This is a genomic window from Veillonella parvula (assembly GCF_018366295.1).
GTDB classification, from domain to species: domain Bacteria; phylum Bacillota; class Negativicutes; order Veillonellales; family Veillonellaceae; genus Veillonella; species Veillonella parvula_P.
The window spans coordinates 43508-66431 of the sequence record NZ_JAGZIJ010000004.1; the positions used below are offsets into that span (position 1 = coordinate 43508).

22 protein-coding genes are annotated in these 22924 nt (G+C 36.8%); all 22 read right to left on the reverse strand.

Annotation, left to right across the window (positions count from 1 at the left end; genetic code table 11):
- Positions 1 to 52 precede the first annotated feature (52 nt).
- Complete coding sequence (locus tag KHY58_RS05265; RefSeq protein ID WP_008600644.1) at positions 53 to 856, reverse strand: tyrosine-protein phosphatase; 804 nt, start codon at positions 854 to 856, stop codon at positions 53 to 55.
- Positions 857 to 1144: 288 nt separating this feature from the next.
- Positions 1145 to 1579 (reverse strand): VanZ family protein, encoded by a 435-nt coding sequence (locus tag KHY58_RS05270; RefSeq protein WP_278472375.1) that lies wholly within the window; start codon positions 1577 to 1579, stop codon positions 1145 to 1147.
- Positions 1580 to 1615: 36 nt separating this feature from the next.
- A complete protein-coding gene (locus KHY58_RS05275) occupies positions 1616 to 2782 on the reverse strand; it encodes a nucleotide sugar dehydrogenase (protein ID WP_278472378.1) in 1167 nt (388 codons plus the stop codon).
- A complete protein-coding gene (locus KHY58_RS05280; protein ID WP_155086276.1) occupies positions 2783 to 3880 on the reverse strand; it encodes an NAD-dependent epimerase/dehydratase family protein in 1098 nt (365 codons plus the stop codon). It abuts the gene before it with no gap.
- A 22-nt stretch (positions 3881 to 3902) separates the two neighbouring features.
- Entirely contained in the window at positions 3903 to 5357 is a 1455-nt protein-coding gene (locus KHY58_RS05285; protein ID WP_278472381.1) for a lipopolysaccharide biosynthesis protein, read from the reverse strand.
- Positions 5357 to 6490, reverse strand: coding sequence for a CapA family protein (locus tag KHY58_RS05290; RefSeq protein ID WP_227037153.1), 1134 nt, complete (start codon positions 6488 to 6490; stop codon positions 5357 to 5359). Before KHY58_RS05290 ends, KHY58_RS05285 begins: the two co-directional genes overlap by 1 nt.
- Positions 6474 to 7406: an ATP-grasp fold amidoligase family protein gene (locus KHY58_RS05295; RefSeq protein WP_205112300.1), complete on the reverse strand. Its 933-nt coding sequence runs from the start codon at positions 7404 to 7406 to the stop codon at positions 6474 to 6476. Before KHY58_RS05295 ends, KHY58_RS05290 begins: the two co-directional genes overlap by 17 nt.
- Complete coding sequence (locus KHY58_RS05300) at positions 7384 to 8625, reverse strand: O-antigen ligase family protein (RefSeq protein WP_004693397.1); 1242 nt, start codon at positions 8623 to 8625, stop codon at positions 7384 to 7386. The genes KHY58_RS05295 and KHY58_RS05300 overlap by 23 nt, the downstream gene beginning before the upstream one ends.
- A gap of 19 nt (positions 8626 to 8644) precedes the next feature.
- On the reverse strand, positions 8645 to 9712 hold the full coding sequence (locus tag KHY58_RS05305; protein ID WP_205112299.1) for a glycosyltransferase: 1068 nt from the start codon (positions 9710 to 9712) through the stop codon (positions 8645 to 8647).
- On the reverse strand, positions 9709 to 10758 hold the full coding sequence (locus tag KHY58_RS05310; RefSeq protein ID WP_278472388.1) for an NAD-dependent epimerase/dehydratase family protein: 1050 nt from the start codon (positions 10756 to 10758) through the stop codon (positions 9709 to 9711). Before KHY58_RS05310 ends, KHY58_RS05305 begins: the two co-directional genes overlap by 4 nt.
- The gene (locus KHY58_RS05315; protein WP_155086283.1) at positions 10751 to 11473 is read right to left on the reverse strand and encodes an IspD/TarI family cytidylyltransferase; all 723 of its coding nucleotides are present in this window, start codon (positions 11471 to 11473) and stop codon (positions 10751 to 10753) included. The genes KHY58_RS05310 and KHY58_RS05315 overlap by 8 nt, the downstream gene beginning before the upstream one ends.
- 9 nt (positions 11474 to 11482) lie before the next feature.
- On the reverse strand, positions 11483 to 12349 hold the full coding sequence (locus KHY58_RS05320) for a LicD family protein (RefSeq protein ID WP_155086284.1): 867 nt from the start codon (positions 12347 to 12349) through the stop codon (positions 11483 to 11485).
- A gap of 11 nt (positions 12350 to 12360) precedes the next feature.
- The gene (locus KHY58_RS05325) at positions 12361 to 13047 is read right to left on the reverse strand and encodes a sugar transferase (RefSeq protein ID WP_155086285.1); all 687 of its coding nucleotides are present in this window, start codon (positions 13045 to 13047) and stop codon (positions 12361 to 12363) included.
- Positions 13041 to 14240, reverse strand: a complete 1200-nt coding sequence (locus KHY58_RS05330) for a DegT/DnrJ/EryC1/StrS family aminotransferase (RefSeq protein WP_155086286.1) — start codon at positions 14238 to 14240, stop codon at positions 13041 to 13043. Before KHY58_RS05330 ends, KHY58_RS05325 begins: the two co-directional genes overlap by 7 nt.
- Positions 14241 to 14317: 77 nt before the next feature.
- Positions 14318 to 14929, reverse strand: a complete 612-nt coding sequence (locus KHY58_RS05335; RefSeq protein WP_155086287.1) for a CpsD/CapB family tyrosine-protein kinase — start codon at positions 14927 to 14929, stop codon at positions 14318 to 14320.
- Between the two features lies 1 nt (position 14930).
- Positions 14931 to 16376: a GumC family protein gene (locus KHY58_RS05340; protein WP_173014524.1), complete on the reverse strand. Its 1446-nt coding sequence runs from the start codon at positions 16374 to 16376 to the stop codon at positions 14931 to 14933.
- A gap of 146 nt (positions 16377 to 16522) precedes the next feature.
- Positions 16523 to 18349: a polysaccharide biosynthesis protein gene (locus KHY58_RS05345; RefSeq protein WP_278472396.1), complete on the reverse strand. Its 1827-nt coding sequence runs from the start codon at positions 18347 to 18349 to the stop codon at positions 16523 to 16525.
- Between the two features lie 37 nt (positions 18350 to 18386).
- Positions 18387 to 19130, reverse strand: coding sequence for a polysaccharide biosynthesis/export family protein (locus tag KHY58_RS05350; protein WP_278472397.1), 744 nt, complete (start codon positions 19128 to 19130; stop codon positions 18387 to 18389).
- Between the two features lie 409 nt (positions 19131 to 19539).
- Positions 19540 to 20250 carry an ABC transporter ATP-binding protein gene (locus KHY58_RS05355; protein WP_012864169.1) on the reverse strand — a complete coding sequence of 237 codons (711 nt, stop codon included), beginning with the start codon at positions 20248 to 20250 and terminating at the stop codon, positions 19540 to 19542.
- A gap of 1 nt (position 20251) precedes the next feature.
- Positions 20252 to 21013 carry an ABC transporter ATP-binding protein gene (locus tag KHY58_RS05360; protein WP_008600621.1) on the reverse strand — a complete coding sequence of 254 codons (762 nt, stop codon included), beginning with the start codon at positions 21011 to 21013 and terminating at the stop codon, positions 20252 to 20254.
- A gap of 11 nt (positions 21014 to 21024) precedes the next feature.
- Entirely contained in the window at positions 21025 to 22038 is a 1014-nt protein-coding gene (locus KHY58_RS05365; protein ID WP_004697216.1) for a branched-chain amino acid ABC transporter permease, read from the reverse strand.
- Positions 22038 to 22919 carry a branched-chain amino acid ABC transporter permease gene (locus tag KHY58_RS05370; RefSeq protein WP_278472400.1) on the reverse strand — a complete coding sequence of 294 codons (882 nt, stop codon included), beginning with the start codon at positions 22917 to 22919 and terminating at the stop codon, positions 22038 to 22040. Before KHY58_RS05370 ends, KHY58_RS05365 begins: the two co-directional genes overlap by 1 nt.
- Between the last annotated feature and the right edge of the window lie 5 nt (positions 22920 to 22924).

A 22924-nucleotide genomic window follows, 5' to 3' on the forward strand; every position in this document is an offset into this window, starting at 1 on the left:
ATAGGTCCCTTTATCTATGCCAATATGACATGGATAAAAGAACCTATATAAATTATAATGCAAAGCCAAATAGACGAGTTAAGAAATTACCCTTTTTCCCCACCCAACTAGATGGGACAGAAGGATAAAATGTGCGATTAGCTAAGAGGTCGCGTTCATTAAGATGGATATTTGGCAACAAATCTTTTTTATACGTATTGTCTAATTCAGAAATTGCTTCCACATAACCTTGGTACGTCTCAACATCACAGCCATCGCTGTAACCAGTACCAAAGAAATGAATTAAACCATTTCGATATAATTCAATGGCCCTATCATAGTTAGCGTTACCATGATCAAAAGATGCCATATTACATTGAATCAAAATACCTCTATCAACCCATGCTAGTAATTGTTCAGGTTTAGTAAATAATTGTCCATAAGTTTCTACTTCACTAATAATAGGTACAAGCCCCATATCTAGTAGACTTAATAACCACGCATTAATATGATGCACTTTGCTATTTTGTGGAAGAGCAACTAATATAAAATGGCTATCTCCCAACGTATATTGATTGCGATGAGAAGCTATATATGCAACCATTTCATCACAAAGCATTACGCGAGCTCCACTGTGAATAGTTATATCTACTTGTTGCTCCTTAACCATAACTTTTACTTTATTAACTAAAGAGTTTATAGCATTCCATGTGTTCAGATCCATAGATACTGTTACATCAGGCGTACTAAAAATATCTGTAATACCTTGTTCAGACAAGGACTTAATCATTTTTACTGATTCTGCCATTGTTTGAGGCCCTTGTGGGCCTAACACAGCTGGCAAAATGCAACCATGTAAATCAACCACGCGACTCATAATCTTTCCCTTCTACTTTCGATTTTCTTTTCAAAATCGACCTCTTTTATAAAGTTCATGTTCTTCTCATTTAAGTTTATAATTCATTTTACATTCACGATTATAACAAGGGACCGGTCGCTTGTATAGTGGTTTTTCTATAAAAATAAATAAATTATTATATGTTCATTTAATACAATTTTTATATATTCATTTATCCTTCATAAAATATGACCCATAATTTCTACAATTATGAGTCATATTTTACACATTATTATATTAATAATTATTTAATTTTTAAATGTACTTTTATCTTTTATCATGACTAATATAATAAGTTAATTTCACTACCGATATACCGATGATTATACCAACTGTATCAATCAGTACATCAGACAGTTGAGAGCTGCGTCCTAGAGAAAATAATTGTATAAATTCATCTAGACTAGCTATTACTATACCCACTACTATTGTTTTTACTACTGTGCCATATTCAATATAGCGGCGTAGAACTACATATAAAACACCACCAAGGATTATGAACTCTGTAAGGTGGGCTAATTTTCGAATAATCCTATTTAAGGCCCATATATTTCCGTAAAAGCCTAATTTATTAGCTATAGGGGCAATCCACTTTGCAAAAATAAGACTAAACCCATCAGAGGTTCCTCCATTTTGCAAGGAATTATCCCATATAAAAAACACAATTAGACATAACACAATATATAGTATCCAACGTTTCATACTACTCTCCTAAACGCCACAATACATATAGCTGTATTAATCTCTATCAAAAATATCTCGTGTATAAACTTTATCTTTTACACCTTCTAAGCTACTATCCCAGCGATTAGCTACAATGACATCACTAATACGCTTAAAATCTTCAAAATTACGTATAACTGGCGAATTAAAGAAATCTTCTGCATCTAGTGTAGGTTCATATACTACCACAGCAATCCCTTTCGCCTTAATACGTTTCATAACACCTTGAATGGCTGATGCTCTAAAATTATCAGAGTTCATCTTCATGGTCAAGCGATAGATACCAACAATTTTCGGATTTTTAGCAATAATAGTATCTGCCACATGATCTTTACGTGTTCTATTCGCATCGACAATGGCAGAAATTAAGTTTTGTGGTACATCATTATAGTTAGCTAATAATTGCTTTGTATCTTTTGGCAAGCAATAACCACCATAACCAAAGGAAGGATTATTATAAAAATCTCCAATACGAGGATCTAAACAAACCCCCTTGATGATTTGACTTGTGCTAAGGCCACGTACTTCAGCATAGGAGTCTAACTCATTGAAATACGCTACACGTAATGCTAAATACGTATTAGCAAACAATTTAATTGCTTCCGCTTCCGTAGAATCAGTATATAATTGTGGAATATTTTCTTTAATAGCACCGTCTGCTAGTAATTGGCCAAAACGACGTGCTCTGTCAGAATCCTCGCCCACAACAATACGGGATGGATGTAAATTATCGTATAAGGCTTTACCTTCACGCAAGAATTCTGGCGAGAAAATTAAATTCTCCGTATTAAATTCTTTACGCATTTGTACCGTATAGCCCACCGGTACAGTTGATTTAATAATCATTACTGCATCAGGATTAATCTCTAGCACAGTTTTAATGACTTGTTCAACAGAAGATGTATCGAAAAAGTTTTTTTGAGGATCATAATTTGTAGGTGTCGAAATGATAACATAATCTGCACTGTTAAAAGCTTCTACTGGGTCAAGTGTAGCTTTGAAGTTTAACTCCTTAGTAGCTAAATACTCTTGCAATTCAGCATCTACAATAGGTGTCTCTTTGCGATTTAACATATCTACTTTTTCTGGGATGATATCGAGGGCCACCACTTCATTGTGTTGAGCTAACAACACACCATTGGAAAGGCCTACATAGCCTGTACCAGCAATTGCAATTTTCATTTATTTGCCCTCCATCATATAGAAATCTTTATACCATATGGCAAAACGCTTTAACCCTTCTCGTAAGGTTGTATTAGGTTTAAAGCCAAAATCTGCTTCTAACGCACTTGTATCAGCATATGTAACAGGCACATCCCCTGGTTGCATGGGTACTAATTCTTTATGCTCCTCAAAATTATAATCTTCTGACAATACGCCAGCAGAAACCAATTCCTCTGAAAGAATGCGCACAAAATCAAGTAAATTTTCTGGGTTGCTATTGCCGATATTATAAATAGCGTACGGTGGAACTGGCAAGCCATCCGCACCATTGCGACGCTCTGGTGCAGTAGACATAACCTTAGAAACGCCTTCTACGATATCATCGATATAGGTGAAATCACGCTTACAATTGCCGTAGTTAAAAATTTTAATTGTCCCACCATTACGTAATGTATTTGTAAAACCAAAGTATGCCATATCTGGACGACCTGCAGGGCCGTATACAGTGAAGAAACGAAGCCCTGTGCTAGGGATGTTATATAATTTAGCATACGAATAAGCCAATAACTCATTTGACTTTTTTGTAGCTGCATAAAGAGATACAGGATTATCTACTTTATCATCTATAGAGTATGGGATTTGTTTATTTGCACCATATACAGAAGAAGATGATGCATACACTAAATGCTCTACACCTCTTTCACCATCGTCATAAGAATGACGACAAGCTTCTAGAATATTATAAAATCCAATAATATTAGACTCAATATAGGCGTCGGGGTTAGTGATAGAGTAACGAACCCCTGCTTGAGCTGCTAGATTCACTACAACTCGTGGTTTATAGATAGCAAAAATTTCATCAACAAAGGACTTATCTGCAATATTCCCTTTTTTAAAAATCCATATATTCTTATTATCTTTGCTAAGTTCATCAATCTGTTGCAATCGATACTCTTTCAATGCTACATCATAGTAATCATTAACAGAATCTATGCCAATAATTTGAGTCCCTTCTGCTTCAGATAGTAAGGACATAACTAGATTAGCCCCTACAAATCCAGTGGCACCCGTTACAAGGATTACCGTGTTGTTTAAATCTACATTTTTTGAAAGCATATGTACTCCTTTCATAGTTCTGTTAATTATGTCGTTTTACTTTACTTAAGACTTTTTTATAGCCAGAAGCAATAATTATGCGCTCAGATGGAATGACGTATAAAATGGCCACATATAATACAACACATAAAAGCATACAGACGACGGTCCACCATACTGCATCATAGAGATGTAAAATACTATAGGCAATTAACCCAACTATAGATGCTGTAATGAGATATACACTGATATTAGATATTATGCGAAATGTACTCATATTGACAAATAAAGCTAATAGCAACATAGAAGCTGCTAGCATTTCCATTCTTACTAACGATCGAGCATATACAAAGGTACTGAAATCATATTGAATACAAATATAAATAACTGGTATTAAAACTACTAGATGTAGTATTTGAGTCCAAAATGATAGATTAGGCATCCCTTTTGCACGAAATATTTCGGAAATCAAATTAGCTGTTACAGTCATAATAGCCGAACTCAATGCCCATGAACCTAATACAATGCCCGCTAACGTCCATTGTGGCCCTAGTAAAAGCTGGACAACAAAGTCTTGAAATACAAATAAGCCTACACCTAGAGGTACCAAAAATAGAGCCATATAGCGTTGGAATGTAAAGAATGTATTCGAAAAGGCCTGTTGATTATTTTGCACACGACTTAAAGCCGCGAATAATACAGGAGCCAAAGATGCTGTAGCCATAGCCATTACAGTCGTAACAATAGCCATTGGCATCTTATATATACCCAAATAATAAGCATCTAAAAAACGGCTAATAATGAATGTATCCACCCAAGCAGTGAGCCATATAGAAAATGCTTCAGCTAAAGACCATGCACTATAGTTAAACATGTTCATAAAGACGCGGCTACTAAAAAACAGATGAATTTGATTCTTCCGACTCTTTAATAATGCCAACACCGTAAATAGCTGAGACCCTAGCATACCAGCAATTAAAGACCAATAATCGTACCCCATAAGCGCCATTGGTATAGATATCAATATAGGTGTAAGAATTGTTATGAGCCTAATATTTAAAAGAAACTTGAAATTAAAATCTCTTCGATACAATGCCATTTGGACACTACTAAAAGCAGATAAAGGAATCATAGCGCCCATCACGGCTAAAGGTATACCTAAGCCATCATTACCTACTAATACAGCCAATTCATCACGACCGATTATGATAGCGCTCCATAAAACTAGAGAAAACACTAGGTTGGCAATAAATGCCACATCTGTAGCCTCTTGCTTATCTTGGGCACTTTCAAACTCATGCTGAACAAGAAATTTTTGAAAACCCGCATCAGCAAGCATTTCCGCAAAAGATATAACCATCATAATCGTCGCCAATATGCCGAATGCGGTCGGTGCTAACATATGGGCCAATATTATATTTGTCAGTGGTGTAATAAGCTTTGCCAAAACCTCTGTAATAACAGACCATTTAGCAGCAGCTACGATTTTAGTATCCATTATTTCTTATTGATATTCTTAATGCCTCTCAAGAATAGTTCATGATGAGCTTCACATTCCAAATAATTTTGTATTGCTAAATAACTCGTTTTGCCCAAAATAAGTTCTACCAATTTTCGGCCCAATAAAGCATTAATAGCGCGTACAATAAATGATCTACCTAAAAACTCACGCAAATAACGTTTTACATGTGTATCAGCAAAGACCTTATAAGCTTGAGTCACAAAGTGAGGGTCTTTAATTTCTTCACTACGTTTTCTATAAGCCTCTAATGTTTCTGTAGCTTCAACTTCTGTGGCTAATCGTGTACCATTATCGGTTCTACGAATAGGCAATTCAGACACCACAAAATCATCCTTAGTTACGTCTACAGTAACTAGTATTGAATCTTTAATAAATTCTTGATGGTTTACAAAAAAATCGGAATTAAAGATAAAGTTGCCTTGTCCATAAATGATAGTGCCTCCCTGGTAATCTTCACGAGACCCTACACAATGATTATGTTGACAGATAACGAGATTCGCTCCACTATCGACAAATTTACGGCAATATCTCTGTAGCATAGGAGATGGATAGCGATAGAATTCCTTGCCGCCGTGATATAGAACGATGACATAGTCGCATTGTGCCTTTAAAACTTTCACTTCGTCAAAGCTTTCTAGCACATCAAAAGGATTAGCCCCCATTGTATGACAAGTAGCCATAGTAAACTCATTCTCTGTACAAAGATAGAATCCAATACGTATATCATCTTTTTCAAAGATAAATGGCTTCTTAGCCTCTTTCAAATTAGCTCCAGCTCCAGCATGAGCAATCTTATGCTGCTTCAACAAATTTAATGTTGTCGTCAACCCTTCCACCCCTTGATCTAAGGAGTGGTTATTAGCCAGTGTTAAAAATAACGGCTCTAACACCTTATATCCATTAATTGTTTTTGTAGGCGCAATTAAATTATTACCAAATTTTACGATGGGTGTCTCTATATCAGTAAGAGGAACCTCTAAATTGAAAACATTTAAATCCGATTGCTTCAAAATTTCATAAAGCTCTTTTCCTACAAAAGCTTCTCCATTACCGTTTTCAAATAATGTTTTATTAATATCCGTAGGAACTAAATCAGCCCCGATGTACATTCTCAAGATGTAACCACTCTCCTAATTCATAATCCTTTGACATAGGACGAAATCTTTCAAATCCAGCACCAGGAAAAAATGTTAATTCTCCAATAAATAGATGCCCTTTAATTTCATAAAAATCAACACGCAAAAATGGACACCCTTTGCTAAGCTCCATCGCAACCTGTTGCATTTCACCATATGTGTCTGGCTTTGGAAACTTTGTAGGTAACGGTGGATAATGTCCAAAATGAATTCCCATAGGATTCCAATCGATATCATAGAAGTTCATACGCGTTCCTGTTTTAGAAAAACGATTAGAACATACTACTGTTAACTTTGGTTCACCATGAAAGCAATACATCTTATAATCTAATATGTCATTGCTACCTAACTCCGACAAATATTCCTCTCCGATAATACGTCGAGGAACATTCTTATAAGGCCACTCTCTAGCAATACGTGAATAATCCCGTTTTAAGAATGTTCTTAATTTAGCTTTTGCTGCTTCCCAATCAAGTGTTGATTTATCTTTACAAATAACGATGCCTCCACTATCATGTGTACATTTCAAAACGAATTGATTAGGCAATCTATCAAGATCAATATCATCTACAGAGTTCCATACGGAAATCGTAGGTATTATATACTGATTACCTACACGTTGAGCAATAAAATGTTTAGCTTCATGTTTATCAACCATCACTGTTTGTATTGGGTCTCTAAAATTAACCTTAAGCCATTGTAACTTTTCGCTGAAAGTTTTTGGATTTTCTAGATCTAAAGGGTATCCCATATACTTAGGAAATACCTTCTTCAAAAAGTCTTCATCAGACAAAGAGTCATAATAACCCGATTTAATTAATACCCTCGTACGATAGTAAGGTTTTGTTAGAAAGGACATGCCAACATTACACAATTTTCTGAACTTCATGTTTTCGTCCTTTCCGAAGCAGTTGCACTTCTAAATAAAACAACATCATATAAAAATAAGTGCTCTTACTTTCATAAGAAACCATACCCATATCCATAACAATCTGTGAAAGGAATAGAATGAGTACCATTATATATTCATTACTATGGATATCACGATAGCGAATTAAATTATAAGCCACATAGAGATACATTGAATAATAGGCTAGTAAACCAATGACACCCGTGCCAGCTAATAACTCAATATAATTGTTATGCAAGTAGTAATTATCTTTGCCATACACGAAAAAAGTATATACAGATGGATTATTGATACCTACACCAGTTATGGGAGATTGATAAAATAAGTCCCATCCAATATCTACCAAAGCTAACCGAATAATAGTGGATGAGTCCCCCCCTGTGCCTGTAAAGGCTTCTACCATGTTAGACATTCGGTCTAATACTTCAGAGAACATCGGCAATTGCAATACCGCAATACCTATAATGGTAAGACCTAATAAGGAACCAATAACTTTTACAATAGAATTGACCGCATTAGCACTACGAAAACTTTTAAAAATAAAGAGTAATACTGTACCAACACCGACAAAAACTAAGGCCTTACGACTACCTGTAGCCGCTAAAATACCAAGTGTTGGTAATGCAATAATATGCCACCAACGAGGACGATCGTATAGCATATAATACAAGGTCATAACAATAGCATTGGCACCCAATAGCCCTACCGTATTCGCATTCAATGCATCATTAGCAATACGTGCTGAGGATGATAAAACAGTAATAAAATAATCTAAACCGTAGAAATAAACAGTATAGAAACAAACTATATAGCCTGTCCACATGCCAATCTTTAATAATGTATCCACCGATTTCTTATCTTGATAACACATGTATAAAATGATGAGCATAAAGAATATCTTGACCATATCAAAACTTCGGCTCATAGCTACGGAAACATCTGTGGCATTAATCGCACTTAGATAACAAGCACCAATAAAAATTAACATATAAGCATGCATCCAATTAAACCGCAGTTTTATAACACCCTGTTCTCGTATAAGATAAAAAATGATGAGGCCAAATAAGCATACAAATAATACATACGCACCATAGTTCGCTTCGCCAAGGGCAAAGGAAATGGTCAACGACAACACTAAAAAGATTAGAGTTATGAACCATATCATGCGATCAGCAAGAGCCGTAATATTTAACTTCAATGGTTCTCCTCCTTACAACTCATAAAACTTCTAACCAACGTTTTGCGATTTTCCATAATGGAAATTCATCGCGTACTTTGATGGCATTCTGTGAAAGTTTAGCCGCTAGTGCAGGATCTTTTAATATACTGCGCATAGCTTCATACATAGCCTGCGTATCACCTACAGGCACAAGGATACCATTCTCTCCACTTTTAATTACCATACGAGCACCGCCTACAGGACAGTCTGTAACTACTGCCGGCAGACCCATGCCCAATGCTTCCAACATAGAATTTGAAATGCCTTCAAAATCAGAAGATGATACAAACATGGAACAAGGGGCTACCTTTTCTAAAATATTGCTAGCAAATCCAGGCAATAAAACGCGATTCTCTAAATTAAGAGACTTAATTTGAGCTCGTAGTTCATCCTCTAATACACCTTGACCATAAATGACAAGTTTATATTCTGGAAACTCATCTGCCAACATACTAAAGGCTTTAATCATCATAGGCAAATTCTTTTGCGGATGCAAACGACAAGCTGTAACGATTGTCTTTTCTCGTTCTCCTTCTATAGGTGGCGGCAATTTACCATTAATAGGATTGGGGATAATAACACCGCGATTTTGGACAGATTTTGGAAAATAAGAACGAGCATCTTCCGTCTGAAATACTAGTGCATCTGCAAATCGAAAAGCAAAATTGCGCAACGCTTGTTGATGCCACCCAATAGGTACCATACGCGGGTTATTGCGTTCAGAAAAAACAATGCGATTTTTTATAAACCAAGAACTAATCGATAAGATAAAACTCGATGCAGACAAAAAAGATAAGCATGTCGCATTTGGCCTAGTCTTTAAGATTTTGATTAGTTCTTTTATTTCTTGCATAAAGCGAATGACTTTATTAGAGCTTGTAGTATGAATTTCGATTTGTTCAATACCTTCCTCTAACGCATATTCATTACCATATCGATTAGGGCTTGTTTGGATAACTGTAATATGATGACCATCATGTACCCACTGACGAGCCAACTCTGTTAAGATTCGTTCAGCCCCATCATTACCAAGGGAGATGGTGACAATTATTATTTCCTTTTTCATAAGCCTTCCTCTTGGATATATTCTGCCAGTCTTACATAGGCTTGTGCCATTGATACCTTAGGTTGCCAACCTAAAGACTTTAACTTCTTAGAACTTAAGAACATATGCACTGTCGGTGCATAGCCGAGCCCTTGTACATCTTTTGGAATATCAAAGATGACTTCACTCTTATCATTGCTAACATGAGTTGCCACTAAATGAGCAATGCTTGCAATAGAACGCGTCTCCTCATCATGACAAACATTATATGCTTCACCATGTAGTCCCTCTTTTAAAAGAGTTAAAAGCCCAGTTAAGGCATCGGTAATATAGCAATAATTCGACATAGAATCACCCTTTGTATGAAGTACAATAGCTTCTTTTTTAATAGCACTCTTAGTAAACTGCATAAAAACGCGATTATCAGCTACTGGAACACCTGGACCAAAGGTTTGAGCTAGTCTAGCTATTACAGCAGGAACGCCATATTCCACAGCATAGGACTTACAATAACATTCACAAAGTCTTTTGCTTTCGGAATAAGAACTACGAACATTTAGGTGATCCAAATAGCCTAATCTTTCCTCTGTCATAACTTGGCCAGATTCATACGGTACCCCATATTGCTCCATACTGGATAAGTAAACTAGTTTCTTTACCTTTTGACGGCGACCTAACTCAAGCATGGCCTCCGTACCATAAAAAGAGGTACGGATAGTTTCTACAGGATGTTCTACAAAAAACTTAGACTGTGTTGGTGCGGCTCCATGCAAAATATAATCACATGGCACATCAATAGATTCTAATGAACCATCCACTAGAACTAACGACTTATTATCTAAATACTCACCAAGAATGGTTTTTGCCTTTTCATGGCTTCGCACATGACCAATCACTCTTAAATCCAGGTCATGGACCTCATTGGCAAGTATAAGTAATTTTATAAACATCGATCCAATAAGCCCCGTTGCACCTGTTATAAGAATGCGTTGATGACGGAGGAAATGAAAGTAATCTTTTTCATGTACTAAAGCCGTTAACTCGCGTTGAATAACGGAATTACTCATCTTTTAATCCTCCTAGCTCACGATTTTTAATAATCCCTGTGAACATATAATAATCAGATGGAGTTGTAATTTTTATATTTTCAGTTTCCCCTAACACAGGGTATAAAGTATAACCATAGTGCATCATCATCGATGCGGAATCAATAAAGTCATGAATACCCTCATCTTTTGCACGATTATGAACTGATATAATATCATCTAATCTAAAACTCTGTGGAGCTTTAGCCATAAGACATTCATTGCGATTTAAAATGTGCTTAATAGAACCATTTTGGGTAACCATAACCGTTTCGATAGCTGGAGTAACAGTAATGGCAGAACCCTTTGATTCTACAGATTCAATGTTTCTCTCTATAGTAGAATTATCTACAAGTGGACGAACCCCATCATGAATCAATACAGTCACCGCGTCATCAGGAAATAAACGCTTAGCCTCTACTAACCCATTATATTGGGATTCCAAAGCACTTTCACCACCAGGCACAATGGATAATACCTTATGTAACCCCGCCTTTTCTATGAGTTGCTTTGTATGATCAATCCATTCTGCTTTACAGGCAAGAACAATCCCATCAATAGTCTCCGTTTGTTCAAATACATCTAAGGTTTGAATCAAAATCGGTCTACCGTTCCATTCTAAAAATTGTTTTGGCGTCTTACTGTTTTTCATACGAGCACCTACGCCACCCGCAAAGATTACTGCTATTCGTTTCATAGGCCCTCCTTATGGTTGAGCTTCTTTCTTAGCATAATGTATGCCTTTATACTCCTTGTAAGGTGTGTGTAAATCAGCAAATACTGCATCATGTTTTGCTACACGTTGCTCTACAGGTGGTAATTGCATATAGTCGCCCCAAATGAGATGCAAATATCTCTCATACCCTTTCATAACAGGTATTTGATGACCTTCAAAGTCTTTATATACAACAGAAGCAAAGTCCTCTCTAGGATGACGTAGCTTCATACCTTTTAAGCTACCGATTAACTCCGTACACTCATCACTCGTATCAAAGTCGTATTGAGTCATTCTCTTTTCTGCAAATCGCCAAATATGATAGCGTATAGATTGACTGGAAAAAATCTTATAAATATAACCAGCTAAAGCACGATATGTAGGCCCTTTATTATCTGGTAAACGCTGTGCATTAAAGAGTGCAAAAGTCATGGCCCACATCAACTGCAATGCACGACTAATTTTGCCGGGTGCACAGCCATCGATAGGCATAATTTCAAGTGCCAAACCATGACAAACATCTTCATGCATACTATGACGATTGATAAAGGTCGTATGATTATCTCTAATAGATGCTCCTGCATCATGATAGATGTGATTGCGATCGGTACGACAATACGTAAATCGTTCAGTATCAGCATATTTTGGCCATAATTCAGCTAACTTTTCATAATCTGGACGAGGCATGAAAAGATCTAAATCATCATCCCAAGGGATAAAGCCGTTATGACGTATAGCCCCAATGAGACCACCGCCACAAAGATAAAAGCGCAAATTATGTGTATCACAGAACTCTTTAAAGTACAGTAATATATTCAGCTCTTTTTCTTGTATTTCCTTTGTCATAGATGTACTCATAGGGACCTCTTTCAACGTAATACAGCTAATACTGTATCAATCATCGTTTTTATATCTTGTAAAAAAGAAAACTCCTTAATACTCTTTAAATTCCAAGCCATCTTACCCGGTAAAACCTCATTTATATAGACTTCATCAACATTCTGAGCATTTTGTAAAAGTTGATCTTCATCTTTATAAGTAATACTGGCAACACTGGTAACACCAGCGGGTAATAATAAGGTAGCTTTCATTTCATCTGTATAAGCGGCCACATAACGTGGAACCTCAGGTCTTGTACCGACAAAGCTCATATCTCCTAAAAGGATATTAATAAGCTGAGGCAATTCATCGAGACGACAGTTGCGAAGCATATTGCCTACCTTCGTAACACGCATATCATTTTGTGATGTCACTTGTGCACCTAAAGATTCCGCATTCTTTACCATAGTACGGAACTTATAGATGCCAAAGGTACGACCGTACTGTGTCACTCGAGTTTGACGAAAAAAAACCTCTCCCTCACTATCTCGTTTAATCATGATGGCTAGTATCAAGAATATAGGACTTAATGTAATAAGCATTCCCGCTGCCATTACGCGGTCAAAAATGCTTTTACAAAGAAGGCTTGTACGTCTTTGATTTAATATTTCAAAATAGGGACGAACCGCTTCACACTGTAGCTCTTGTGGTAGATCATGAAAGTTTTTTACTAACATTCGGTAATAATCCTTTTAAACTGCTCAATGATATATTGCACTTCTTCATCTGTAAGGAGCGTATGAAGTGGCAATGTAATTTCATTTTTAAATTGGTCATAAGCATTTGGATAATCATCGATTGTAAAGCCTAAGTTTTTGTAAGCCGTATGCATTGGAATTGGCTTATAATGGACATTCGTCGCAATGCCAGCCTCAGCCATAGCTTCAATAACCTTGTTGCGGTATTGCGCATCACGGCCGTCTAAACGGACTAAATACAAGTGACCACTACTTTCATGCTCATCTGTATAATGGCTCAACAATGTAACAGGTAAATCCTTTAAACCTGTATCGTAAGCTTCGATAATCTCCTTACGACGAGCTAAAAGTTTTGGATATCGTTCTAATTGAGCTAAACCAATAGCCGCCATAATATCCGTCATATTACATTTATAATATGTACCCTTGATATCATATTCCCATGCACCAGCTTTTGTTTTAGCAAGCGCATCTTTATCCTGACCATGTAAGGATAACAATTGGAATTGTTTGTAGATAGCTTCATCGTCATAACCATCTATATGGCGCCATGTAGCACAACCACCTTCAGCAGTAGTAAAGTTTTTTACTGCATGAAAGGAAAAGCTACTAAAATCGGCTACATTACCTGTTGGTACCCCTTTATAAGAAGCACCAAAAGAATGCGCACAGTCCGCTACGATAGGAATATGACCTAATGCTTTTTGAATATCATTAGATGGTGTAAAGAGAGATTTCTTTTCCTCTACAATGGATCGCAAACGTTCATAATCACAAGGCACACCCGCAATATCTACAGGGATGATAGCCTTTGTTTTTGGTGTGATAGCGCGAGCGACTGCATCGTAATCCATTTCATAGGAATCTTTTTGTGTATCAACAAGTACTAATGTAGCGCCTACATGAACTACAGGACTCGCACTAGCTGTATATGAGTAAGCACTAGTTATGACTTCGTCTCCAGGTCCAATTCCCAATACACGAAGGGACATTTCAAGCGCTGCAGTAGCAGAGTTTAAACAAACGGATTTAGGTGTACCTAATTGGTGAGCTATCTTTTTTTCTAATTCTTTAGTACGAGGACCTGTCGTAATCCACCCACTTTTTAAGGCTTCAACGACTTCATTGATTTCTAACTCTGTAATATCTGGAGGAGAAAAATTAATTTTCATATACATCACCTCAATACTTTCTGTACCATATTGATACACTTGATTTATCACATAGAATGTTGATTAAAACAGTTATATTACGCGTCAATCACGATAGATCCTAAAAGAGGAATGCCCACTTGTGAAAGGCGTTTCTTAGCTTCAATCAAATCTTTTGGACTAGCTACTTCATTTTTAACAACTAGTATTACACCATCTGATTTTTCAGCCAATACAACGGCATCTGTAACAGACAATACTGGTGGTGTATCGATGATAACCACATCATATTCATCACGTACATACTCAAGAATCGTAGGTAATTTGCTGGAGTCTACAATGTCAGATGGATATTCAACAACTTCACCAGCCGTAAGCACATCCAAATGAGGCACTACATTACGATGAATCGTCAAATCTTCATCCATCATTACCGCATTTGTAAGACCTTTATTTTGTACATTAAAGGCTATATGTTGTGCTGGATTGCGTAGATTGCCATCTACTAGAAGAACTTTATTATTATTTTTAGATAAAGCTAATGCTGTATTAGCTGCCACTTCAGAAGTTCCTTCACCACTAGTAGCTGCAGTAATGCAAATAAGTTTACATTTATGTTGGTTACATACATATTGAAGATTGCTACGCAATGTACGGTATGCTTCCACAAGTGGCGTATCACCACGTTCATTAGAAATTAGTCTAATCATATTAACCTCTCATTTTGCGCAACAATGCTACGATACGATTACTAGGCTCCTCGTATTCTTTTTCGTTATGATTTGGAATTACGCCCAAGTTTTGAATGCCAAGAATATCATTAATTTCTTGTACAGATTGAACTTTGCGATTACCGAAGAATTGGCCCAATGTATAGAGGCAACCAAAGATGAAGCCTAAAATGGCAGAACCTAATAGAATAAGAATCTTACGTGGAGCAATCGCCTTTTCTGGCAATGTAGGAGGATCAACGATTTGAACTTCATTTGGTACCATAACCTCTGCTACCTTCGCTTCTTCTAAGCGAGTAGATAACATTTGATAGATATCTTGTGCCACATCTACATCACGTTTTGCTTGGATATAACCGCGTTCTTTTTCAGGTAAGCCCTTCATAGCTTCTTCGTTTACTTTATCTAGCTCAGCTAATGTAGATTGTTTACCTTGAGCTACTGCTAAAGCAGCTTCATTTTTAAATTTATCCGCTAGCAAGCCTTGTTGTGCAGAGTTGCTTGAAGGTGCTTGTTGAGATGCAATAGCGTTGATTTCAGCATTTAAACCACTTTTAGCCTCTTCAATTTGTTGGTTAATCTCTTTCATCGCTGGATGTTCATCAGTATATTTACCAATGTAAGAAGCTTTACGAGATTCTAGGTCTGCTAACTGCCCCTTGTAGGCTTGAACCGTGGCACTATCGGCGATACTTTTACCAGCAGAACCTAATTGTTCATTGATACTGCCAAGTGCAGCTTGTGCCGTTTCTAAATCGAGTTGATTTTGAGCCTTCTCACGATCGATAAGAGTAATTTTATCTGTTAAGCCTTTCATTTGATCAGCGGTGGAGTACACCTTATTATCTATTTGAAATTGTTGCAATTTATTTTCTGCTTGTTCTAATTCAGATTTCGCAGTAACAACGCGTTTTTGTAAGAATTCACGAGTAGTTCGTTGTTCAACATGAGAAATTTCGGCAAGACGTTTCAAGAAGGTATCAATAAGTAATTGATTAGCTTCTTGTGCTTGCTCAGGACTCTTACCAGTTACGCTTACTTGTAATAACTCGGTTTCTTTATACGGTTTAGTTTCAATACGAGTTTTAACAAAATCTTCATATGTTGGCGCATTACCAGTACCTTCAGGATCTTCTATAGCAGTAATTACTGGCTCTACTACATTACGACTTTTTAAAATTTCTGCATCTGTGTTCATCAATTGACGAGACATAGAATCAGAATAGGCATTAGCACTAGATAATACAGAATTGCTCAAACCTTGAGCTTGTTTAATGCGCAACATCGATGTAGATTGATATGTAGATGATGCAAGAAAGGCATACGCACCACCTAAAACCATACATGCTACCGTAATATTAATAATTTTACGGCGCTTTTTAATGAGGACTCTACCCACCTCTTTTAAATCAATAATTTGTTCCACCCATATACCCCTTTCTGTAAAAGTATACAAACAACAGGGTCTCTCCCGCTTAGAATATGTACCTAACCCTCTCAAGAAAAATACAATATAGACAAAATTAAGATAAATCTGTACATATAGCTGGTAATAAATGTATCAGCCAAAATCTATACATTATGATTTGGATCATATGTAGGAATGATATCCTGCAATACATTAATTACATCTATATCGGTTTTACATGTATCAAAGCGCTCTATTTCACGACTCAGCCATTCTTGATTAACATCTTCTAGAGCTGCTTCAAAAATTTTCTTATGCGTAGTAGTATTCGTACCTTCTTCGGAAGTCAATAATTCTTCGTATAACTTTTCACCTGGACGTAATCCAGTAAATTCAATACGAATATCCTTATTAGGCTCAAAGCCAGAAAGGCGAATCATATTCTTAGCCAAATCGACAATTTTAACCGGTTCACCCATGTCTAAAAGAAACACTTCGCCTCCATTCCCCATGGCACCAGCTTGAAGTACTAATTGACTGGCTTCAGGAATAGTCATGAAATAACGTGTCATTTCTGGATCTGTAACGGTTACAGGGCCACCTGCTTCAATTTGTTTACGAAATAAAGGAATAACCGAACCACGGCTACCAAGTACATTACCAAAACGAACTGTTATAAACTTAGTATCATATGTGTGATTCATACCAAGCACAACTTTTTCAGCAACCCGTTTTGTAGCGCCCATAACGCTGGTTGGATTCACCGCTTTATCCGTGGAAATCATAACAAATCGATCTACTCCATGAGCTCCGGCTACATCCGCAACATTACGAGTACCATAAATATTATTTAATACCGCAGCAATTGGCTGGATTTCCATAAGCGGCACATGTTTATGAGCTGCCGCATGAAATACTACATCAGGATTATAGTTTTTAAAAATTTGCTCTAGTTGATTCTTATCACGAATATCTGCAATGATTGGAACCAAGGTACCTTCAGGCGCAATACTACGTAATTCTTGATGAATAAGATAAATACTATTTTCACCATGACCAAGGAGCAATAGCTTTTTAGGTTTTACACGTAAAACTTGACGACAAATTTCAGAACCAATAGAGCCCCCCGCACCAGTAACTAAAACCACTTTATCCTTAAGATATGTTTCAACCTTAGACGTATCAAGCTGAATCTCATCACGCTCCAACAAGTCCTCGATTGAAACAGGATGTAAATGAGATACAAGAACTTCATCATCAAGTAATTGATACATCCCCGGTAAAATATTGATTTTACATTTTAAAGGAGAACAGATTTCCATGATTTCCTGAATAATATCTCTCTTCACGGAAGGCATGGCAATAATAATTTCTTCTACCTTATACTTAGCAACTAATGCTGGAATATCTTCACGATTACCAAGAATTCTAAAACCATTCATAAGACGATTATGTTTAAACATGTCATCATCAACATAACCAATCACTCGACGAGAACGCTTATGATATCGTTCAATTTCACGAGCTATAGTTGCACCTGCATCACCAGCTCCTATGATTAATGTATTTACTTGGCCACTTTCACCATCGTCCCCACGGCTATAGTGAAGTGCCACATAATGAAGCAACATACGCCCCATACCAACAGCACCTGTAGTGAGGAACCATGTAATAAAATAGACAGAACGTGGTAATGACTTACCAAATACAAACATAGAGGAATAGAATAAAGCCGTACCAATTGTAGTCGCTACAAATACTGCTAATACCTCTCGCATCCCTGCATAGCGCCAAATACGTGTATATAAATGCATTATCAAGAACATCAACATATACGAAATAAGTAATAACGGAAGTGCATCCACCATTTGACTAATATATTGAGGTTCTATATGTCCATCAAATCGAATAAAAAGACTGATAAAAGCAACGATTACAATCGTCACAATATCTGTAATAAACAATATAGATGGTAATAAATATGAACGCAAAAAAACGCCCCCTTATATGATAGATATCGCCTTATCTTTAATCCTTACCTATTCGTGATACCATGTAAGCCCCTGTTAAGATTGGAGCAATATCACGAGCAAAGTTGATACGACTATTCTTAGTTAAGTAAAGAATATCACCTTCACGCATGATGTAGTTTTCAGACATATCTCCAGTTTGTAAAATACGATTTAAATTGATAGGAATCGGTTTCTCTGGATTGTCTTGATGAATCAAATAAATTTTTTTCTTTGCTGTATCCCAGTTAAAACTACCTGCAGCCCCAATGGCATCAATAACTGTACTAGATTTAGTCAACGTATAGGCGCCAGGCTTATTAATTTCACCAAATACATATACGCGAACGCCGCCCAATTTCGATACATTTACTGTGATATCAGGATTAATGATATAACGAGACAAACCTTGCTGTAACTCAGCTGTAAATTCATCTACAGTTAAGCCATCTGCTTTTACGGCACCAACCATAGGGAACGATACATATCCATCTGGTCTGACGGTATACACAATGTCGTTACCATTACGCGTACCAAGCTCTGCCTGCTGAACCACTTGAATATTTAGTTCATCTCCTTGGCGCAGATGATATTCTTTATCAGAGCTAATTACAGATGCGCTAGTTTCCAATGGTGCATGACCGTCCATTTGTACATTCTTAGCATTATAAGGCTGATTAGTATTTATACTAACTGGTGCAGCCATAGCCATTGTTGTAGTACATAAGAATGCAGCCATCATCATATACTGTTTCTTCTTCATACTTACCTCTTTTTTATTCAACTTATTTAATTCATCACTTAATTATTGATGTATCTTATATCTAAAAAATCAGTCATGCTATTTTATCATTTTTTTAAATGTTCTTCTACAAATCTAGTATGTTCCAAGCCAACTTCATAAAACCTTCAACAATAATCCCTTAAAAATACAGTATTTTCAATATATGCTCATTAATTTTTATTTGCTTTTTTCATTCCTAATTCACTAGTTTTATCATTGAACTTCTTAAAAATAATAAAAAATATATAAACTCACTTCATTATTAGCTCACATAGTTTTTCTATTTATATCAGAATTAGTGATAAAAAAATAAGGTGTATATACTAGAAATCTAGTATATACACCTTATTCAAAGTTTTTGACACTAATGATCGCTCTATATAATTAATTATTCAACACGACCGCCTAAATAAGCTTCCATAACGCGAGGATTATGGCGAACTTCATCAGCAGAGCCAGATAATACCATTTTACCAGTCTCCAAAACATACGCATAATCAGCAATCTTCAATGCTTGACGCACATTTTGTTCTACTAAAAGAACTGTTGTTCCATCGGCGCTGATTTCTTTAATGGTTTCAAAAATCTCATTTACTACTAAAGGTGCAAGACCCATAGATGGTTCATCTAATAATAACAATTTTGGACGAGCCATAAGTGCACGACCAATAGCTAGCATTTGCTGTTGACCACCTGATAAAGTACCACCCAATTGATAACTTCGTTCATCAAGAATAGGGAATCGTTTAAATACCTTTTTGATATCTGCTTCGATTTCTTTATCTTTACGTGTATAAGCACCCATTTCAAGGTTCTCATAAACACTCATATCTTGTAGAATTTGACGTCCTTCAGGAACTAAGGAGATACCACTTTGTACAACTTGATGGGTTTGGCGACCTGTAATATCTTGATCTTCAAAAATCACTCGACCAGATGTGGGTTTTACAAGTCCCATAATAGTCTTCATCGTCGTAGTCTTACCAGCACCATTAGCACCAATAAGAGATACAATGGAACCTTGTGGAACTTCTAAACTTATATCTTTTAAGGCTGTAATATGTCCATAACCAGCCACAATATTTTCTAGTTTTAACATATTACACCTCCTCTTTACCTAAGTATGCTTCAATTACAGCTTCATTATTTTGAATTTCTTGAGGTGTACCTTCAGCAATTTTCTTGCCAAAGTTAAGTACTACCAAACGATCACAGATATTCATCATCAATTCCATGGCATGTTCGATAACCACAACGGTAATACCTAGGTCACGAATCTTGCCAATCAATTGACGCAGAACTTCAGTTTCACTATCATTCATACCTGCTGCCGGTTCATCAAGCAAGATTAACTGAGGGTGTGTCGCTAAGGCACGAGCGATTTCAAGACGACGTTGCTTACCATACGGTAATGATGTTGCAACCTCTTCTGCATCTGCTTCAAGACCTACAAGCTTTAAGAACTCATAAGCAATACCACGACAACGCTCTTCTTCAATGCGTTGCCGTTTTGTTTTCAAAAAACTAGATAAGAAGCCAGAGCCAGTACGACAATGCATACCGGTTAAAACAGTTTCAAGAGCTGTCATATTGCCAAAGAGACGAATGTTTTGGAATGTACGAGCAATCCCCATTTCAACAGTTCTATGAGGCTTGATGCCTACAACAGACATACCATCAAATACAATTTCACCAGAACTTGCAGGGAATACACCAGTAATCAAGTTGAATAGTGTGGTCTTACCAGCACCATTTGGACCGATGACACCAAATACTTCACCTTGTTTAACGCCAAAAGATACTCCTGTGAGGGCTGCAACGCCACCAAAGCTTTTACTTACGTCATTTAATTCTAATAGCATTCAGTTCCCTCCTATCCTTGTTTTTCTTCTTGTTGTTTGCGTTTATATGCTTCAAAACGTTCTGTTAATACTTGTGACTCTGGAATATATGGAGCCTTTTTAAAGCCTAATTTGCGACTAATTTTATCTACCATAGATTCTGTCAGAATACCATCTGGACGAACGGCCATCAAAATGACTAGTAATGCACCATAGATGATGTCCCGATAGTCGGATAAGAAACGCAATACTTCTGGTAATAATGTAAGAATAAAGGAACCTAATACGGAGCCCCATACTACATTGGAACCACCAAATACAGGGAATAACAAAATTTGTACTACTTTATGGTAGCTGAAATCTGTAGGATTAATAAAGTTTGTAATATGCGCATACAAACCACCGCCAATACCAGCGATGAAAGCACCAATGATAAAGGCCATCATCTTGTAGTATACAACGTTAATACCCATCAATTCTGCTGCATGATCATCAGCCTTAATCGCTGCAAAGGCACGACCCACACGGCTATTATTAATCCGTACACAAAAGGCGATAATCAATACTAAAATAGCTAACAAAATAATGATAGCCATTAGATTGCCCCATGCAACAGCATCAATGCCCATTAAACCATCGAGATCAAATTCATAGGCATAATTTGTCAATTCTTGAGGAATGGATGGAATACCAGAAAGGCCTAATGCACCATTTGTAATATCCAAATTCAAGAAAATTACACGCACAACTTCGCCAAATCCAAGTGTAGCAATGGCAAGATACAAACCTTTAAGACGTGTTGTTGGCAAACCGATAATAACAGCCACAAGACTAGCAACTAAGCCACCAATAATAATGCCTACAACGATAGGCAAATCAGCTTTCAAAGAAAGAATAGCGCCTACGTATGCACCAACACTCATAAATCCAGCAGCCCCTAAAGAAAGCTGTCCACTTGCCAGTGTGAAATAAATTGAAATACCCATGATGGCATTAATGATGAAAAACATCACGATCTGTAGATAATACGGGTTTAATAATTCCATTACGGTCTACCCCCTTTATCTTTAGATCCAAACAAGCCTTGTGGGCGCCAGAATAATAATAGGATAATGAGACCAAAGGCCACAGCATCACGGAATGTAGATGCACCATAAGCAACAGAGAAGATTTCTGCTACACCTAAAATAAAGCCGCCAACCATGGCGCCTGTAATATTACCAAGACCACCTAAGATAAGTACTGCCAGACCTTTAAAGCCTATAATAACACCCATAGTAGGCTCAATAGCATTAAAGGACAACCCTACCAATACACCTGCCGCTGCACCTAAAGCAGATGCAATCATAACAGTAATAGATATAATCATTGTTGGATTGATACCTAAGAGAGCTGCTGTTTCCGTACTCATGGATACAGCACGAATAGCCTTACCAATCTTAGTTTTCTTAATAACTATATTTAAAATCAGCATTAGCACAACAGAAACGCCTAAACCAATAATTTGTACCATAGAAATTTTGAAAGCTCCAAAGTCGATTAGGCCACCAATATAGTCTGGTGGGAATGATCTAGTTTGAGGGCCCCAAAGCAATAATGCCAAACTTTCAAGGAAAATAGAAACACCAATGGTACTAATAAGTGGTGCCAAGTGAGACACCTTTTTCTTGCGTAGTGGACGAAGCGCCACAAATTCTAAAAGATAACCGAGGATAGCACCTACAGCCATAGCTACGATAAGGGCTACAAAAATGTTAACGTTAAAAATTGTTACCATAAAAAGACCAACGAAGGCACCTATCATAAAGATGCCTCCGTGAGCCATGTTGATAATATTCAAAACACCGAACACAAGTGTTAAGCCAATAGCGAGTACAGCATATAAGCTACCGAGGGTTAACCCGTTAACTAATTGTTGTAAAAACACTATAC

Bases quoted from the DNA above. Each gene is read 5' to 3' on its own strand.
- KHY58_RS05275 (WP_278472378.1), bottom strand. From the start codon at position 2,782: ATGAAAATTGCAATTGCTGGTACAGGCTATGTAGGCCTTTCCAATGGT.
- KHY58_RS05330 (WP_155086286.1), bottom strand. From the start codon at position 14,240: ATGAAAATTAATTTTTCTCCTCCAGATATTACAGAGTTAGAAATCAAT.
- KHY58_RS05325 (WP_155086285.1), bottom strand. From the start codon at position 13,047: ATGTTAGTAAAAAACTTTCATGATCTACCACAAGAGCTACAGTGTGAA.
- KHY58_RS05350 (WP_278472397.1), bottom strand. From the start codon at position 19,130: ATGAAGAAGAAACAGTATATGATGATGGCTGCATTCTTATGTACTACA.
- KHY58_RS05270 (WP_278472375.1), bottom strand. From the start codon at position 1,579: ATGAAACGTTGGATACTATATATTGTGTTATGTCTAATTGTGTTTTTT.
- KHY58_RS05285 (WP_278472381.1), bottom strand. From the start codon at position 5,357: ATGGATACTAAAATCGTAGCTGCTGCTAAATGGTCTGTTATTACAGAG.
- KHY58_RS05290 (WP_227037153.1), bottom strand. From the start codon at position 6,490: ATGTACATCGGGGCTGATTTAGTTCCTACGGATATTAATAAAACATTA.
- KHY58_RS05360 (WP_008600621.1), bottom strand. From the start codon at position 21,013: ATGCTATTAGAATTAAATGACGTAAGTAAAAGCTTTGGTGGCGTTGCA.
- KHY58_RS05265 (WP_008600644.1), bottom strand. From the start codon at position 856: ATGAGTCGCGTGGTTGATTTACATGGTTGCATTTTGCCAGCTGTGTTA.
- KHY58_RS05280 (WP_155086276.1), bottom strand. From the start codon at position 3,880: ATGCTTTCAAAAAATGTAGATTTAAACAACACGGTAATCCTTGTAACG.
- KHY58_RS05335 (WP_155086287.1), bottom strand. From the start codon at position 14,929: ATGATTAGACTAATTTCTAATGAACGTGGTGATACGCCACTTGTGGAA.
- KHY58_RS05320 (WP_155086284.1), bottom strand. From the start codon at position 12,349: ATGAGTACATCTATGACAAAGGAAATACAAGAAAAAGAGCTGAATATA.
- KHY58_RS05295 (WP_205112300.1), bottom strand. From the start codon at position 7,406: ATGAAGTTCAGAAAATTGTGTAATGTTGGCATGTCCTTTCTAACAAAA.
- KHY58_RS05355 (WP_012864169.1), bottom strand. From the start codon at position 20,250: ATGTTAAAACTAGAAAATATTGTGGCTGGTTATGGACATATTACAGCC.
- KHY58_RS05315 (WP_155086283.1), bottom strand. From the start codon at position 11,473: ATGAAACGAATAGCAGTAATCTTTGCGGGTGGCGTAGGTGCTCGTATG.
- KHY58_RS05310 (WP_278472388.1), bottom strand. From the start codon at position 10,758: ATGAGTAATTCCGTTATTCAACGCGAGTTAACGGCTTTAGTACATGAA.
- KHY58_RS05305 (WP_205112299.1), bottom strand. From the start codon at position 9,712: ATGAAAAAGGAAATAATAATTGTCACCATCTCCCTTGGTAATGATGGG.
- KHY58_RS05365 (WP_004697216.1), bottom strand. From the start codon at position 22,038: ATGGAATTATTAAACCCGTATTATCTACAGATCGTGATGTTTTTCATC.